Origin of the sequence: Stackebrandtia sp. (assembly GCF_035643755.1) — a bacterium.
Lineage (GTDB): Bacteria > Actinomycetota > Actinomycetes > Mycobacteriales > Micromonosporaceae > Stackebrandtia.
The window spans coordinates 1-14,807 of sequence record NZ_DASQPW010000034.1; the positions used below are offsets into that span (position 1 = coordinate 1).

Sequence of the window (14,807 nt, forward strand, 5' to 3'; positions counted from 1 at the left end):
GGCAGCTCGGGCAACGACGTGGCGGCGTTCGTGACGTTCGCGACCCGGTCGCTGGCGGGGAATCGGGCGCTGGCGGAGTCGATGAACGGCGCCACCGAGCAGAACTCATACTTCGGCTGGCCCGTGGTCATCGCGACCGTCGGGATCGCGATCGCGTTGTGGCGCATGACGATCGTTCGCGCGTTGTCCATCGTGATCGCGGTGGCCGCGGTGCTGTCGCTGGGCTCGGAGCTCATCGTCGACGGGACGTTCACCGGCATCGCGGCGCCCTGGAAGCTGGTCGCGGGCCTGCCGCTGCTGGACTCCGTATTGGAGTCACGGATCGCGATGATCTGCGTGCCCGCCATCGCCATCCTGTTCGCGCTGGCCGTCGGCCGCATGCGGTCGCAGCTCGAACCGCCCTGGCAGAAGGCGCCCCGGCGGCTGTGGATCGCGGCGCTCGTGGCGATCCTGCTGCCGACGGCGCCGATGCCGTTCGCCACCGATGGGCGGCAACCGGTTCCGGCGTTCTTCACTCAGGGGGTCTGGCGGCACTATGCCCCCGACGGCGGCGTCATCGTGCCGGTGCCGATTCCCGACCTGGCCTCGACCGAGGTGCTGCATTGGCAGACCAGCACCGACCTCGGCTTCCGCATCCCCGAGGGCTACTTCGTCGGGCCGAGCGGCCCCGACGGGCGCGGCACCTACGGCGCGGTCCCCCGCCCCACCACGCTGCTGCTGCGGGACGTGCGCGACAGCGGCGAGACGCCGAAGCTCACCGCCGCGCAGAAGCGCCAGGCCCACCGCGACCTGCGGCACTGGGACGCCGACGCGGTGGTATTGAATCCACAGTGGCACGACGAGGCGCTGCGGGGCGCCGTCGAGCAGGTCCTCGGCGAGCCGCGCTTCGTCGGCGGCGTGTGGGTGTGGAGGGCTCGGTAGGCGGTCATCAAGCGGCCCTAAGGATCGGGGCGCGTCCGTGGCCTCGGTGAGGTGGATGCGCACCGCGCCGAATTGCTCGGGCAGCGCCTTCAGGCTGGCCAGCCGCGGCTCGCCCGCGTCACCGATGTGGGGGCGGGAAAGCTTGTCGGCCAGGCGTTCCAGGCGGGTATCCGCCAGGATCGCGCCCACCGCCTGCTTGTCGCCCGCCGTGACGACGCAGGCCAGGGACGCGAAGTCGTCCATCAGCAGCTTCAGCACGATGTCGACCGCCTTGCCCGCGGCGTAGGCGGCCTGGTTGCCGCGGCGGCGGGCGTAGCGCTGTTGGGACCAGCCGCCCTTGGCGGTGCGGGCCTGCACGTAGTTGGTGTCCACCTTGGAACGAAGCAGGCGAGCGCCGTCGAACACCCCCACGGCGACGGCTCCCTTGCGCGCGAAGATCACCCCGACCCGAAAGCGGCGCGATGCCGCCTCGGCGAAGTGCTCGATCGCCGCGCGCGCGTCGCCGTCGGACACGTCGGACGGTCCGCCGCCCCACAGCGGCAGCTCGCACGCGGCGCGGGTCCCGTCCTCCCCGTCGACCACGAGGCCGCGGGGGGACTCGGTGGCGGTGACGATGCGGTGCCGCGTGTCGAATCCGTCGATCCACTTCAGGAATCGACGCGCGTCCACCAGGATTTCCCGGCCTCCGCCGGCCGCCGGACGATTCGTCGACAAGTCCTCCACCGATCCTCATTGACCAAAGTCGTGTGCCCCATGGGCGTTGGTGCATGGTGGCTCGCGCGCGACGCTGCGACGATCCGCCCATGCCTCAACACAATGTACTGACCTCGCGAATTCGCGACCTGGGGGGATGGTTGTCGCGCGCCTGGCCCGTCGAATCCATGGAGCGCACCGGGTTCCCCGGGCGTTGGCTCGGCGGCGCCGCGATGCTGCTGGGTCCCCTCGCCCTGTTGACCGGGGTGCTGTCGCGGGCGCGGTACCACTTCTTCTTCCCCGATCAGCTGAGGGGTTATGTCGAGACGCCCGGGCTGATGACCGCCGCGTCGTCCTGCTTCATCGCCGGGTATGTGCTGCTGTGGCCCGCCGTCGCCCTGATCGTCAGGCGCGTGTCGACCGTCAGTCCGGGCTGGGCGCTGTGGGGAGGGATGCTGGTGTATCTCGGGATCGCCGCGCGCGCGTTCCACGCCGGCGTCGACCACCTGGCGTTTCAGCTGGCGGCGATTCACGGCGCCGACTCGGCGACCGCGACGTTGACCCGCGCCTACCCGGCGTTTCACGTCTTCCACGTCGCGACGGCGGCGTTGTTCTTCGGATGGATCGTGCTGGCGATCGGGGCGTGGCGCGCCCGGGTGATCGGGCCGGTGAGCGCCGTGGCCTTGGCGCTGACCTCGGCCCTGCCCATCGGTGTCCTGAAGGGAACGACGCCGTCGTCCGTCGTGGCCGCCGTGGGCCTGTGCGTCGCGCTGCTGCCCCTGGGCGTGCGCACCCTGCGCGACGGCCCACGGCCGCGCCCGGCCACCGTGGCGCGGTGGTTCGGGCTGCTGGCCGTGGTTCTGGTCGTCGGCTATCTGCTCGGCGAGGCCGGTTAGGCCGGCTACTCGGCCTTCTGCTGGACCGCGGAGATGTCGAACTCGAGGTTGATCTTGTCGGATACCAGGACGCCGCCGGTTTCCAGCGCCGCCTGGAAGTTGACGCCGAAGTCGCGGCGGTTCACCGTGGCCTTGCCGTCCAGGCCGATGCGGCGGTTGCCGTACGGGTCGATGGCGGTGCCGGTGTACTCCAGGTCGATCGAGATCGGCTTGGTGACGTCCTTGATGGTCAGGTCGCCGTTGAGGCGGAACTCCTCGGCGTCGACCGCCTCGATGCTGGTGCTGCGGAAGGTGATCTCCGGGTAGTTGGGCGCGTCGAAGAAGTCGTTGGTGCGCAGGTGGCCGTCGCGCTGTTCGTTGCCGGTGTCGACGCTGGCGACCTTGAGGGTCACCTCGGCGGTGGACCTGGTCGGGTCGTCGGCGTCCAGGACGCCGCTGGCGTTGAACTCGGCGAAGTATCCCCGCACCTTGGTGACCATGGCGTGACGGGCCACGAAGCCGAAGCGGCTGTGGGTCGGGTCGACGACGTAGGTGCCGGCCAGGGCGGGATCGACCGTGGTGGTCATTGCTCCTCCTCGAAGGAATTTTGTTGATGTGTCAACAACTGTAGCGGAATTTTGTTGATGTGTCAACAAATGCGTTAGAATTGTCGCATGTCGCAACCCCGATGGCTGGACGAACGAGAACAATGCATGTGGCGCACCTACCGAGAGATGTATCGCAGCCTGGAATCCGCGCTCGACCGCGAGCTCACCCAGGACTCGGGACTGTCGGGCGCCGACTACGCGATCCTGGTGCCGCTGTCGGAATCCCCCGACGGCGCGCTGCGGTCGCGCGAGCTGCGCGGCGAGATGAACTGGGACCGCACCCGGCTGGCGCATCAGTTGCGGCGCATGGAGGAACGCGGGCTGCTGGTGCGCGAGTCCTGCGCCGAGGACGCGCGCGGCATGGTCGCCCGGCTCACCCCCGCCGGGCGCGAGGTCATCGAGAAGGCCGCCCCCGGCCACGTCGCGGCCGTGCGCCGCTTCTTCATCGACCAGCTGTCCCCCGAGGAGCTGGACACGATGCGCACCGTCGCCGACAAGGTGCTGGCCCGCCTCCGCGAAGCGGAAACGGGCCAGTAAGCACGGCGTCGTCAGACGTTGAAACCGAGGGCGCGCAGCTGATCGCGGCCCTCGTCGGTGATCTTGTCGGGGCCCCACGGCGGGATCCACACCCAGTTGATCCGCATGTCGTCCACCAGCCCCCCGCCGGGGCCGGTGCACAGCGCCGAGCGGGTCTGGTCCTCGATGACGTCGGTGAGCGGGCAGGCCGCCGAGGTCAGCGTCATGTCGAGGGTGGCGACGTTGTCGTCGTCGACGTGGACGCCGTACACCAGGCCGAGGTCGACGACGTTGATGCCCAGCTCGGGGTCGACGACGTCCTTCATCGCCTCGGTGACGTCCTCGATCGACGGCTTGACCTTGGCCTCGGCCGCCTCGGTCGTCGGGGTTTCGGTGTCTGTCATTGGTCTTCGTCTCCGCTCTTGGATTCGGCGCTGGCGCGGACCGCGGCGTCCTTGAACGCCATCCACGACAGCAGCGCGCACTTCACTCGGGCCGGGAACTTCGAGACCCCGGCGAAGGCCACCGCGTCTTCCAACACATCGGCGTCGGGTTCCATTTCACCACGGCTGACCATCAGGTCCGAAAACGACTCCAGGGTGGACAGCGCCTGGTCGAAGTTCTTGCCGCGCACCAGGTCGTACAGCACGCTGGCGCTCGCCTGCGAGATGGAACAACCGACGTTGTCGTAGGAGACATCGGCGACGGTGCCGCCGTCCAGGTGCACCCGCAGGGTGATCTCGTCGCCGCAGGTGGGATTGACGTGGTGGACCTCGGCCTCATACGGCTCCCGCAGCCCCTTGCCGTGCGGGTTGCGGTAGTGGTCGAGGATGACCTCCTGGTACAGCTCGTCCAGCATCAGCCAAACACCTTCCGGGTCTTCTCCAGCGCCGCCACCAGCGCGTCCACTTCGGACTTGGTGGTGTAGATGTAGAACGACGCCCGGGTGGTGGCCGGCACGCCGTAGCGGGCGCAGGTGGGCTTGGCGCAGTGGTGGCCGACCCGCACCGCGACCCCCTCGGAGTCCAGCACCTGCCCGACGTCGTGGGGGTGGATGCCCTCCAGGTGGAACGAGATGCAGCCGCCGCGGCCCACGGGGACGCGCGGTCCGATGATCCGCAGCCCCGGCACGGTCTCCAGCGCCGGCAGCGCGTAGGACGCCAGCTCCTTCTCGTGCCACTGCACCGCGCGCATGTCCAGCGCGGACAGGTAGTCCACGGCGGCGCCCAGGCCCACGGCCTGGGTGATCGGCGGGGTGCCCGCCTCGAAGCGCGCCGGCGGCGCCGCGAAGGTGGACTTCTCCATGGTCACGGTGCCGATCATGGAGCCGCCGCCCAGGAACGGCGGCATCGCCGACAGCAGCTCGCCACGCCCCCACAGCACGCCGATGCCGGTGGGGCCGCACATCTTGTGCCCGGTGAAGGCGACGAAGTCGACGTCCAGCGCGGTGATGTCCATCGGCAGGTGCGGCACGGACTGCGAGCAGTCCAGCATCACCAGGGCGCCGACCTCCCTCGCCCGGGCCCGAATCCGCGCGATCGGGTTGATGGTGCCCAGGATGTTGGACATGTGCACGAAGGACACGATCTTGGTGCGCTCGTTGACGAGCTCGTCCAGGTGGGACTCGTCGAGCCGCCCGGAGTCGGTGAGGCCGAACCAGCGCAGCGTCGCTCCAGTGCGCTCGCACAACAGCTGCCACGGGACGATGTTGGAGTGGTGCTCCATTTCGGAGATCACCACCTCGTCGCCGGGGCCCAGCGCGAAGCGCGGGTCGCCGCCGCGCTGCAGCGAGGACGCCAGCATCGCGTAGGCGACCAGGTTGATCGCCTCGGTGGAGTTCTTGGTGAAGACGATCTCGTCGTGGCTGGGCGCGTTGATGAACGCCGCGACCTTGGACCGGGCCCCCTCGTACGCCTCCGTCGACTCGGTGCCGAGCTGGTGCACGGCGCGGGCGATGTTGGCGTTGTGCTCGGCGGCGAACGTGCTCATCGCGTCGATGACCTGGCGCGGCTTCTGCGAGGTGTTGCCCGAGTCCAGGTACACCAGGTCCTTGCCGTTGACCTGGCGGGCGAGGATCGGGAAGTCGGCGCGGATCTTGTCGACGTCCAGCTGGCGGATGTCGGCGGGACGCTGCGGTTCAAGATCGCTGCACATGGCCGTTAGTCCCCGACCTTGGCCGTGCCGGCACCGGCGACGAAGCGTTCGTAGCCCTCGACCTCGAGGCGCTCCGACAGCTCGGAGCCGCCCTCCTCCACGATGCGTCCGTCGACGAAGACGTGGACGAAGTCCGGCTTCACGTAGCGCAGGATGCGCGTGTAGTGGGTGATGAGCAGGAAACCGGCGCCGGTGTTGGTCTTGGAGCGGTTGACGCCCTCGCTGACGATGCGCAGCGCGTCGATGTCGAGCCCGGAGTCGGTCTCGTCCAGCACGGCGATCTTCGGCTTGAGCAGCTCCAGCTGCATGATCTCGTGGCGCTTCTTCTCGCCGCCGGAGAAGCCCTCGTTGACGTTGCGCTGCGCGAACGCCTCGTCCATCTGGAGGTCGGACATCGCGGTCTTGAGGTCCTTCATCCAGGTGCGCAGCTTCGGGGCCTCGCCGTCCAGCGCGGTCTTGGCGGTGCGCAGGAAGTTGGACACCGACACGCCGGGCACCTCGACCGGGTACTGCATGGCCAGGAACAGGCCGGCGCGGGCTCGCTCGTCCACGGTCATGGCCAGGATGTCCTCGCCGTCCAGGGTCACCGAGCCACCGGTGATGGTGTACTTCGGGTGGCCCGCGATCGAGTAGGCCAGGGTCGACTTGCCCGACCCGTTGGGGCCCATGATCGCGTGCGTCTCCCCGGAATTGATGGTGAGGTTGACGCCCTTGAGGATCTGCTTGTCCTCGCCCTCGCCGATGTTCACCGAGACGTGAAGGTCGCGAATGGACAGAGTGCTCATTGAAAAACTTCTCCCGATATCTCGTAACTTCTTGGAGGCAAGGCTCAGGTACACGTCCCCGTCGCGGATCTCGACGGGGTAGATGTCCACCGGCACCGTGGCCGGCAGACCGCTGGGCTTTCCGGTGCGCAGGTCGAAGCGCGAACCGTGCAGCCAGCATTCGATGGTGCAGTCCTCGACGTCCCCTTCGGACAGCGCCACGGCGGCGTGGGAGCACTCGTCGTAGATGGCGAAGACGCCCTCGTCGTTGCGCACCAAGGCGATCGGCGTGCCGTCGATCTCGGCGCGGATCGGCTGCTCGACCGGCAGCTCCTCGACCGCGCAGACGCGGATGAAGTCCTCGGCGGTGTCGGTCATGGGGCCACCTCGTCGAGCCGGGCCTCGATGGTGTCGTGCAGCCGCTCGCGCAGCTCCTCCACGGGGATCTTGTTCACCAGGTCGGCGAAGAACCCGCGCACCACCAGGCGGCGGGCCTCGTCGGCGGCGATGCCGCGCGACTGGAGGTAGAACAGCTGCTCGTCGTCGAAGCGCCCGGTGGCGCTGGCGTGGCCCGCCGACACGATCTCGCCGGTCTCGATCTCGAGGTTGGGCACCGAGTCGGCGCGGGCGCCGTCGGTGAGCACCAGGTTGCGGTTGATCTCGTAGGTGTCGGTGCCGGTGGCGACGTCCTGGATCAGCACGTCGCCCACCCACACGGTGTGGGCGTCGGCGCCCTGCAGGGCACCGCGGTAGTTGACGTTGCTGCGGCAGTCGGGCACGCCGTGGTCGATGAGCTGGCGGTGCTCGAAGTGCTGGCCGCGGTCGGCGAAGTACAGGCCGTGGGCGTCGATGGAGCCGCCGGGGCCGGCGAACTCGGCCGACAGGTACTGGCGCACCAGGTCGCCGCCCAGCGTCACGGCCACGTGCTTGAGGGTCGCGTCGCGGCCGATGCGGGCCTTCTGGTGCTGCAGCTGCACCGTGTCGGAGTCCCAGTCGGCGACGCTGACCAGGGTGAGCTGGGAGTTGGCGCCGACGCTGATCTCGATGTTGTCGGCCAGGGTGGCGGAACCGACCTGGTCGAGCACCACGGTCACCGCGGCGGACTCGCCGACGTCGATGAAGGTGTGGCCGAAGGACGCGCCCTGCGATCCCTGCCCGTTCACCTTCACCACCACGGGTGAGTCCACGACGGCGTTGCGCGCCACCGCCAGCAGCAGCGCGCGATCCATCGACGTGAACGCCTGGGCGCTGGGACGGTCGAAGGGCGTCAGGATCGAGCCGATGCGCTTGTCGTCCTTGCCGACCGTGGTGATGGACACGCCCTCGGGCAGCTCGCCGTATTCGTGGCGCGGCGCGGCCGCGGCGGGCGCGGCCGAGGAGTCATGCAGACCGCGCAGCCGACGCAGCGGGGTGAACCGCCAGTCCTCCTCGCGGCCGTTCAGCGTCGGGAAATCGTCCACGTTGAAGGACCGCAGCAGCTGCGATTTCGTCTTCGGCGGGACGATCTCCGGCGGCACCGCGCCGTGCGAATGCGGGCGCGCCAAGGCATCGGTGGTCAATTCGGGTCTACTCCTACTTCTCGTCGTGATGGGCGTCGACCGGCGTCAGCCGACCGCCCCCTCCATCTGCAGTTCGATGAGCCGGTTGAGCTCGAGGGCGTACTCCATCGGCAGCTCCTTGGCGACCGGCTCGATGAACCCGCGCACGATCATGGCCATGGCCTCGTCCTCGGTGAGGCCCCGGCTCATCAGGTAGAACAGCTGATCGTCGGAGATCTTCGACACCGTGGCCTCGTGTCCCATCTGGACATCGTCCTCGCGGACGTCCACATAGGGGTAGGTGTCGGAGCGCGAGATCGTGTCCACCAGCAGCGCGTCGCACTTCACGGTGGACTTGGAGTGGTGGGAGCCGTCGTTGACCTGCACCAGGCCGCGGTAGGAGGTGCGTCCGCCGCCGCGCGCGATCGACTTGGAGATGATCGTCGATGAGGTGTGCGGCGCGGCGTGGGTCATCTTGGCGCCGGCGTCCTGGTGCTGGCCCTCGCCGGCCATGGCGACGCTGAGCACCTCGCCCTTGGCGTGCTCGCCGGTCATGACGACCGCCGGGTACTTCATGGTGACCTTGGAGCCCAGGTTGCCGTCCACCCATTCCATGGTGGCGCCCTCCTCGGCGACGGCGCGCTTGGTGACCAGGTTGTAGACGTTGTTCGACCAGTTCTGGATCGTGGTGTAGCGGCAGCGGCCGCCCTTCTTCACGATGATCTCCACCACCGCCGAGTGCAGCGAGTCGGAGCTGTAGATCGGCGCGGTGCAGCCCTCGACGTAGTGGACGTAGGCGCCCTCGTCCACGATGATCAGGGTGCGCTCGAACTGGCCCATGTTCTCGGTGTTGATCCGGAAGTAGGCCTGCAGCGGGATGTCCACGTGGACGCCCGGCGGCACGTAGATGAAGGAGCCTCCGCTCCACACCGCGGTGTTGAGGGACGCGAACTTGTTGTCCCCCACCGGGATCACGGAGCCGAAGTACTTCTGGAAGATCTCGGGGTGCTCCTTGAGACCGGTGTCGGTGTCGAGGAAGATGACGCCCTTCTCCTCCAGGTCCTCGCGGATCTTGTGGTAGACCACCTCGGACTCGTACTGGGCGGCGACGCCCGCGACCAGGCGCTGCTTCTCCGCCTCGGGGATGCCCAGCTTGTCGTAGGTGTCCCTGATGTCGGCCGGGAGGTCCTCCCAGGACTCCGCCTGGCCCTCGGTGGACTTCACGAAGTACTTGATGTTGTCGAAGTCGATGCCCGACAGGTCGGCGCCCCAGTTCGGCATCGGCTTGCGGTCGAACAGCTTCAGGCCCTTGAGTCGCAGCTTCAGCATCCACTCCGGCTCGCTCTTCTTGCCGGAGATGTCGCGCACGACGTCTTCCGACAACCCCCGGCGCGCCGAGGCGCCCGCCACGTCCGAGTCGGCCCAGCCGTACTCGTACTTACCAAGCGACGCAAGGGTTTCCTCTTGGGTCAATGGTGTGGCCTGAGTGGTGTCAGTCATGTCGTCCTCACCTGTCGTTGTTGTCGATAATGGGCAAAGTCCGGGCCCCGGCGCCGGGGCCGGGAATGTAGGTGGTGCACACGCCGTCGCCGTTGGCGATCGTGGCCAGCCGTTGCACGTGATGGCCCACCAGACGCGATATGACCGCGGTCTCAGCCTCGCACAGCTGCGGGAACTGCGCGGCCACGTGCGAGACCGGGCAGTGATGCTGGCACAGCTGGCCTCCCCCGGCGATCACGCTGGTGGAGGCGGCGTAGCCCTCGTGGGACAGCGCCTCGGCCAGCGCGGTGGCCCGGGCCATCGGCGTGTCGTCGGCGGCGTCCATGGCGTCGCGGCAGCGGTTCTCCAGCAGCGTCACCTGCTCGGCGGCGAAGGCGGAGACCTCGCCCGGTCCACCGTGGCGCTGGATCCAGCGCAGCGCCTGGGTGGCCAGGTCGTCGTAGTGGTGGTCGAAGGTGTCGCGGGCGGCCTCGGTGAGCAGGTAGGTGCGGGCCGGACGGCCGCGGCCGCGCCCGGGCGTGTTGTCGGGTTCGCGGGTGGTGACCAGGCCCTCGGCGGTCATGGCGTCGAGGTGCTTGCGGACCGCGACCGGCGTGATGTTCAGGGACGCGGCGAGGTCGCGGGCGGTGGAGTTGGGGTTTTCGAGCAGCAGTTGTGCGACCCGTTGACGGGTTTGCCCGTCCGGGGTACTGCAGCCGTTCGGCTGGCGGGTCGCGACGTTTTCCACAACCCCAGTGTTGCTTATTTCCCGGAAGGACGCCAACCCGGGGTCGGTGACCCGGGGCACATCCGTACTCTTCTACAACGTGTCAACGAAATGGGTCCGCCGGATCGCGTTGATCAACGTGATCGTAAACGTCATCATCGTGCTGACCGGCGGCGCGGTGCGCCTGACGGACTCGGGCATGGGCTGCGCGTCCTGGCCGAACTGCACCCCCGAGACGTTCTTCCCCACCCCGGCGATGGGAATCCACTCCGCCATCGAGTGGAGCAACCGCCTGTTCGGCGGCGTGGTGACGGTGGTCGCGCTGGCGGCCTTCATCGCCGCGCTGCTGCGGCGGCCGCGCCGGAAATCCTTGGTGTGGTTGACATTCAGCGTGGGCCTCGGCGTGATCGTCCAGGCGCTGATCGGCGCGGTCACGGTGGGCACCGTGCTGTCGCCGTACATGGTCAGCGTCCACTTCCTGGTGTCGATGGCGGTGCTGGCGGTGGCGTACGCCGCGTGGGTGCGCGCGGGCGAGCCCGACGGCGAGGCCCGGGCCCTGGCGGCGCCCGCGGTGGTGTGGCTGTGGCGTTCGATCGCGGCGGTGACCCTGGTGACCCTGACGGCGGGCACCGTGGTGACCGGGGCGGGCCCGCGCGCGGGCGACGCGAACGCCCCGCGGCTGGCCATCGACGAGGCCGCGGCCGCCCAGGCGCACGCCGACCTGGCTTGCCTGCTGATCGGGCTGTCGGTGGGCCTGGTGTTCGCCGCCTTCGCCGCCAAGGTCGGTCCCCGCACCCGGCGCGCCGCGATCGTCCTGGTGGTCGTGGAGGCCGCCCAGGGGCTGATCGGCCTGGTGCAGTACCTGACGGACCTGCCCGTGGCGCTGGTGGCCGCGCACATGCTGGGCGCGGCACTGCTGTGGTTGGCGGTACTGGCGGTCGGCACGAGCCTGCGGCACCGGCTACCGCGCCCGCTGGAGGCCGCCACCGTCATCGAGGTCACGCCGACCGCCGACGACGAAGAGGACGACGCCGAGGAGCCCGTGGCCGCCTCGGCGACCTGACCAGGTCGGGCCATGTGGGTCGGCCGAACGTCCCACTACCCTCGGGCGGCGTGAACGACTCCCCCGTCACCGCTCCGTCACGCCCGATCGCCCGCCGCGCCGCATCGGCCGTTTGGGCCACGCTGTCGCGAAATCGGCGGCTGTTGCGGGTGCTCGCGGTCATCATCGCGGTGCTCGCGGGGGTCAACTTCGTCACCAGGTTCGGTCCGATCCACACCGGGATCGAGGTGGAGCCCGCGGTCGCGGTCGCCCTGATCGTCCTGGCCCGCAGGCACGGCCTGAGCTGGCACGACCTCGGCCTGTCCCGCCGCACCTGGGGGCGCGGCCTGCGATACGCGGCGACGGGGGTCGCGGCGGTGGCCGCGGTGTACCTGGTCGGGCTGATCGTCCCGCTGACCCGCCAGGCGTTCATCGACTCGCGCTACGAGCTGGGCGCGGGAACCGCGCTGCTCACGGGCCTCGTCCTGGTACCGCTGGGGACCGTGCTGTTGGAGGAGGTGGCGTTCCGGGGTGTCCTGATCGGACTGTTGGGACGGCACAAGAACCTCACCCTGGCGATCTCGGTGTCGTCGGTACTGTTCGGCCTGTGGCACGTGCTGCCGTCGCTCGCCATGGGCGCCAACCGTTTGGTGGCGTCGGTGGTGGGCGAGGGCGTGCTGTCGCACGTGTTGATGGTCGCGGTGGTGGTGGCGTTCACCGGCGGCGCGGGTTGGCTGCTGTGCGAGGTGCGGCGGCGCAGCGGAAGCCTGCTGGCGCCCGTGGGGCTGCACTGGGCCACCAACGGCCTCGGGGTGCTGCTCACCAGCGCGCTGTGGTCGCTGCGGTTGGTGTGAGCCGTCACGCCGCCGCGTCGGCCAACCACTCCACCATGGACTCCGCGTGCTTGAGCACCGACACGTGTCCCTCCCCGGGGTAGGTGCGCAGCCGCGCGCCCCGACAGTGCTCGGCCAGCCATCGGCCGTGCCCCACGGGAACCATCCGGTCGTCCTCGCCGTGCACCAGCAGCAGCGGCGCGGTCACCTCGGCCGGGTCGAAACCCCACGGCGACACGTACGCGATGTCGTCGTCGACCAGTCCGCCGTCGTCGCTTTCCATCGCGGGCACCACGACCCGCAGCATCCACGACCACTCGCCCCGCAACGCCTGGTTGTCGCCGTCGGTGAAGCTGTCGGGGTCGAACTCCGCGCCGGCCTCGTACTTCTCCTTGGCGGCAACGCCCGCCATCGCCGCGCGCGAGGACGCCTCCCCCGAGCTGGTCATGCCCGCGAAATAGTCCAGCCCCTCGGCCCCGTACGGCGCCGGCCCGGAGCCGCAGGCCACCGCGAGCACCCGATCCCCCAACAGAGCGCCGCAGGCCAGCGCGTGCGGGCCGCCCCCGGAGTGCCCCGCCGTCGCGAACCGCTCGACGCCCAGGTGGTCGGCCACCACCGCGGCGAGCCGCGCCGCCGAGCCCACGGTGCGCCCGGCCTGCCGAGTGGACCCGCCGTAACCGGGACGGTCGTAGCCGACCCAGCGAATCCCGAGCCGCTGCGACAGCGGGAACAGCGGCTCCGGCGGGGTGCCGATGTTCGGCGTGCCGTGATGCCACAGCACGGTCAGGCGGGCGTCGGCGGGACCGGTGTCGTAGGCGTGCAGGGTGTGGCCGTCGCCCACGTCCAGGTCGAATTCGCGAATCATGCGGCCGACAGTAGCCGCAGGTGTTCACACCCGCGCCGCGATGGCGCGCGCCATGCGCCCGGCGGCGGCGTCGTCGTGGGAGAAGAACAGCGACGGCTCGGCGAGCTCCAGCTCCAGCAACAGCAGGTCGTCGCCGTCGCCGATCACGTCGACGCGGGCGTACAGCGGCGCGCCGTCGCCGCCGACCGCCTCCATCGCCGCGGCGCCCAGCGCGCGCTCGGCGTCGGTGGCCCGCGAGGGGAGGATGATCTCGTCCTTGTACAGCCCGACGTCGCCCTCGTACGGTCCGTCCAACATGGCCGATTTGCGGACGGTGTGGGACAGCTCCCCGTCGATGTAGATCAGCGCGCGTTCGCCGTTGGCGTCCACGTCGTGCAGGTACGGCTGGGCCATGACCGTGGTGCCCGCCTCGTGCAGCCGGGCCACGTGGGCGGCGGCCAGCTCGCCCTGCCCGTAATCGTCCATGATGTAGCGTCCGGCGTCGCGGCTGCCCGCGCCGACCGACGGCTTCAGCACCCACTCCCCCGCCTCGGGCAGGTCGACGCGCGTGCCCGGCGGCAGCCAGGTGGTGGGCACCACCGGCACGCCGGCGGCGGCCAGCTCGCCGAGATAACGCTTGTCGGTGTTCCATTCGACGAGCTTGGCCGGGTTGTACAGCCGCGGCACGGCGCGGGCCCAGGCCAGGAAGCGGGCGCGGCGGTCCTGGTAGTCCCAGGGGCAGCGGATCACCGTGGCGTCGAAGGAGTCCCAGTCCACCGAAGGGTCGTTCCAGACCGCGGGCACGCCGGTGACACCCAGGTCGCTCAGGGGGTCGAGCAGCAGGGTCTCGTCAGGGTCCAGTGTGGGTAGTGCGGAGCACGTGACGAGAGCGACGGTCGACATAGCTCGACACGGTACCCGAGGCGCTACAGCAGGAAGGTGTCCACCGCCAGCGCGACGAACAACAGGGTGAGGTAGCTGGTCGACCAGTGGAACAGCCGCATGGGCTTCAGGTTCTCGCCGCGGCGGGCCCGCTGATACAGGCGGTGAGCCTCCACACAGAACATCGCGCCGGTGAGCAGCGCCACGATCCCGTAGACGGGCGTGGTGGTCAACGGCCACAGCGCCAGCGAGGTCAGCACGGTCAGCCAGGTGTAGATGACGGTCTCCAGGCCGACCCGGCGCGCCGAGGCCACCACGGGCAGCATCGGGATTCCGGCGGCGGCGTAGTCGTCCTTGTACTTGACCGCCAGCGCCCAAAAGTGCGGGGGCTGCCAGAAGAAGACCACCGCGAACAGCACCCACGCCTCAATGGACAGCCCGCCGGTGACGGCGGCCCAGCCGATCAGCACCGGGGCCGCGCCGCAGACGCCGCCCCACACGGTGTTGGCGGCGGTGGTCCGCTTCAGCCACAGCGTGTAGACGAGGTCGTAGTAGGCGATGGCGCCCAGGGTGAGCGCGGCGGCCAGGAGGTTGGTGGCCACGGCCATCATCGTCACCGAGACCACCGCCAGCACCAGGCCGAAGACCAGGGCGCTGGAGGGCGACACGGCGTGCTGCGGGATGGGGCGTCGGGAGGTCCGGCGCATCAGTTGGTCGATGTCGCGGTCGATGTAGCAGTTCAGGGCGTTGGCGGCCCCGGCGGCCAGCGCGCCGCCGATGACGACGACCGCGACGGTCAGCCAGGACGGCAGCCGCTGGCCCGCCAACCGGGCCGCCAGCAGCATGGCCGGGACGGTGGTAATGAGCAGCAGCTCGACGATGCGCGGTTTCGTCAGCGACACATAGGCTTTGAGGATGGTCGCGATCGTGG

General features: G+C 69.6%; 15 protein-coding genes and 3 pseudogenes. 5 read left to right on the forward strand and 13 right to left on the reverse strand.

What is annotated here, in order from left to right:
- Positions 1-921, forward strand: a pseudogene (locus VE172_RS02680) (glycosyl transferase); the annotation flags it as partial.
- A gap of 105 nt (positions 922-1,026) precedes the next feature.
- Here VE172_RS02680 and VE172_RS25635 read toward each other — a convergent pair.
- Positions 1,027-1,644, reverse strand: a pseudogene (locus tag VE172_RS25635) (acVLRF1 family peptidyl-tRNA hydrolase); the annotation flags it as partial.
- Positions 1,645-1,724: 80 nt separating this feature from the next.
- Between VE172_RS25635 and VE172_RS02690 the strand changes: the two are divergent.
- Entirely contained in the window at positions 1,725-2,510 is a 786-nt protein-coding gene (locus VE172_RS02690; RefSeq protein ID WP_324796788.1) for a hypothetical protein, read from the forward strand.
- A gap of 5 nt (positions 2,511-2,515) precedes the next feature.
- Here VE172_RS02690 and VE172_RS02695 read toward each other — a convergent pair whose 3' ends face one another.
- The gene (locus VE172_RS02695; RefSeq protein ID WP_324796790.1) at positions 2,516-3,076 is read right to left on the reverse strand and encodes a YceI family protein; all 561 of its coding nucleotides are present in this window, start codon (positions 3,074-3,076) and stop codon (positions 2,516-2,518) included.
- An 87-nt stretch (positions 3,077-3,163) separates the two neighbouring features.
- Here VE172_RS02695 and VE172_RS02700 point away from each other — a divergent pair, with 87 nt between their 5' ends.
- Positions 3,164-3,634 (forward strand): MarR family winged helix-turn-helix transcriptional regulator, encoded by a 471-nt coding sequence (locus VE172_RS02700; RefSeq protein ID WP_324796793.1) that lies wholly within the window; start codon positions 3,164-3,166, stop codon positions 3,632-3,634.
- 11 nt (positions 3,635-3,645) lie between these two features.
- Here the strand turns inward: VE172_RS02700 and VE172_RS02705 are convergent, their stop codons facing one another.
- From VE172_RS02705 to VE172_RS02740, 8 genes and pseudogenes are all read right to left on the reverse strand, one after another.
- Positions 3,646-4,017: a metal-sulfur cluster assembly factor gene (locus VE172_RS02705; RefSeq protein WP_324796796.1), complete on the reverse strand. Its 372-nt coding sequence runs from the start codon at positions 4,015-4,017 to the stop codon at positions 3,646-3,648.
- Positions 4,014-4,472 carry a Fe-S cluster assembly sulfur transfer protein SufU gene (gene sufU, locus VE172_RS02710; protein WP_414715054.1) on the reverse strand — a complete coding sequence of 153 codons (459 nt, stop codon included), beginning with the start codon at positions 4,470-4,472 and terminating at the stop codon, positions 4,014-4,016. The genes VE172_RS02705 and sufU overlap by 4 nt, the downstream gene beginning before the upstream one ends.
- Positions 4,472-5,767: a cysteine desulfurase gene (locus tag VE172_RS02715; protein WP_324796799.1), complete on the reverse strand. Its 1,296-nt coding sequence runs from the start codon at positions 5,765-5,767 to the stop codon at positions 4,472-4,474. Before VE172_RS02715 ends, sufU begins: the two co-directional genes overlap by 1 nt.
- Positions 5,768-5,772: 5 nt before the next feature.
- On the reverse strand, positions 5,773-6,552 hold the full coding sequence (gene sufC / locus VE172_RS02720) for a Fe-S cluster assembly ATPase SufC (RefSeq protein WP_324796824.1): 780 nt from the start codon (positions 6,550-6,552) through the stop codon (positions 5,773-5,775).
- A gap of 57 nt (positions 6,553-6,609) precedes the next feature.
- Positions 6,610-6,909: pseudogene (locus VE172_RS02725) on the reverse strand (non-heme iron oxygenase ferredoxin subunit); the annotation flags it as partial.
- Positions 6,906-8,048: a Fe-S cluster assembly protein SufD gene (sufD, locus tag VE172_RS02730; RefSeq protein WP_349258230.1), complete on the reverse strand. Its 1,143-nt coding sequence runs from the start codon at positions 8,046-8,048 to the stop codon at positions 6,906-6,908. The gene sufD and the pseudogene VE172_RS02725, both read right to left, overlap by 4 nt.
- Before the next feature lie 87 nt (positions 8,049-8,135).
- Entirely contained in the window at positions 8,136-9,569 is a 1,434-nt protein-coding gene (gene sufB, locus VE172_RS02735; protein WP_324796805.1) for a Fe-S cluster assembly protein SufB, read from the reverse strand.
- A gap of 7 nt (positions 9,570-9,576) precedes the next feature.
- Positions 9,577-10,296, reverse strand: a complete 720-nt coding sequence (locus tag VE172_RS02740) for a helix-turn-helix transcriptional regulator (protein WP_324796807.1) — start codon at positions 10,294-10,296, stop codon at positions 9,577-9,579.
- A gap of 79 nt (positions 10,297-10,375) precedes the next feature.
- On the opposite strand from VE172_RS02740, the gene VE172_RS02745 reads away from it, so the two are divergent.
- Positions 10,376-11,338 carry a COX15/CtaA family protein gene (locus tag VE172_RS02745; protein WP_324796809.1) on the forward strand — a complete coding sequence of 321 codons (963 nt, stop codon included), beginning with the start codon at positions 10,376-10,378 and terminating at the stop codon, positions 11,336-11,338.
- A gap of 50 nt (positions 11,339-11,388) precedes the next feature.
- Positions 11,389-12,171, forward strand: a complete 783-nt coding sequence (locus VE172_RS02750; RefSeq protein WP_324796812.1) for a CPBP family intramembrane glutamic endopeptidase — start codon at positions 11,389-11,391, stop codon at positions 12,169-12,171.
- Between the two features lie 4 nt (positions 12,172-12,175).
- Here the strand turns inward: VE172_RS02750 and VE172_RS02755 are convergent, their stop codons facing one another.
- The 3 genes from VE172_RS02755 to VE172_RS02765 form a co-directional block, all read right to left on the reverse strand.
- Positions 12,176-13,015, reverse strand: a complete 840-nt coding sequence (locus tag VE172_RS02755) for an alpha/beta fold hydrolase (protein WP_324796815.1) — start codon at positions 13,013-13,015, stop codon at positions 12,176-12,178.
- A gap of 24 nt (positions 13,016-13,039) precedes the next feature.
- On the reverse strand, positions 13,040-13,897 hold the full coding sequence (locus VE172_RS02760) for an ATP-grasp domain-containing protein (protein ID WP_324796817.1): 858 nt from the start codon (positions 13,895-13,897) through the stop codon (positions 13,040-13,042).
- Between the two features lie 23 nt (positions 13,898-13,920).
- The coding region (locus VE172_RS02765; protein WP_324796819.1) for a heme o synthase at positions 13,921-14,807 on the reverse strand (887 nt) is incomplete at its 5' end.

What these genes read in the sequence shown, in the direction of transcription:
- VE172_RS02705 (WP_324796796.1), bottom strand. Translation starts at nt 4,017, where the DNA reads ATGACAGACACCGAAACCCCGACGACCGAGGCGGCCGAGGCCAAGGTC.
- VE172_RS02755 (WP_324796815.1), bottom strand. Translation starts at nt 13,015, where the DNA reads ATGATTCGCGAATTCGACCTGGACGTGGGCGACGGCCACACCCTGCAC.
- sufU (WP_414715054.1), bottom strand. Translation starts at nt 4,472, where the DNA reads ATGCTGGACGAGCTGTACCAGGAGGTCATCCTCGACCACTACCGCAAC.
- VE172_RS02695 (WP_324796790.1), bottom strand. Translation starts at nt 3,076, where the DNA reads ATGACCACCACGGTCGATCCCGCCCTGGCCGGCACCTACGTCGTCGAC.
- sufB (WP_324796805.1), bottom strand. Translation starts at nt 9,569, where the DNA reads ATGACTGACACCACTCAGGCCACACCATTGACCCAAGAGGAAACCCTT.
- VE172_RS02700 (WP_324796793.1), top strand. Translation starts at nt 3,164, where the DNA reads ATGTCGCAACCCCGATGGCTGGACGAACGAGAACAATGCATGTGGCGC.
- VE172_RS02715 (WP_324796799.1), bottom strand. Translation starts at nt 5,767, where the DNA reads ATGTGCAGCGATCTTGAACCGCAGCGTCCCGCCGACATCCGCCAGCTG.
- sufC (WP_324796824.1), bottom strand. Translation starts at nt 6,552, where the DNA reads ATGAGCACTCTGTCCATTCGCGACCTTCACGTCTCGGTGAACATCGGC.
- VE172_RS02690 (WP_324796788.1), top strand. Translation starts at nt 1,725, where the DNA reads ATGCCTCAACACAATGTACTGACCTCGCGAATTCGCGACCTGGGGGGA.
- VE172_RS02760 (WP_324796817.1), bottom strand. Translation starts at nt 13,897, where the DNA reads ATGTCGACCGTCGCTCTCGTCACGTGCTCCGCACTACCCACACTGGAC.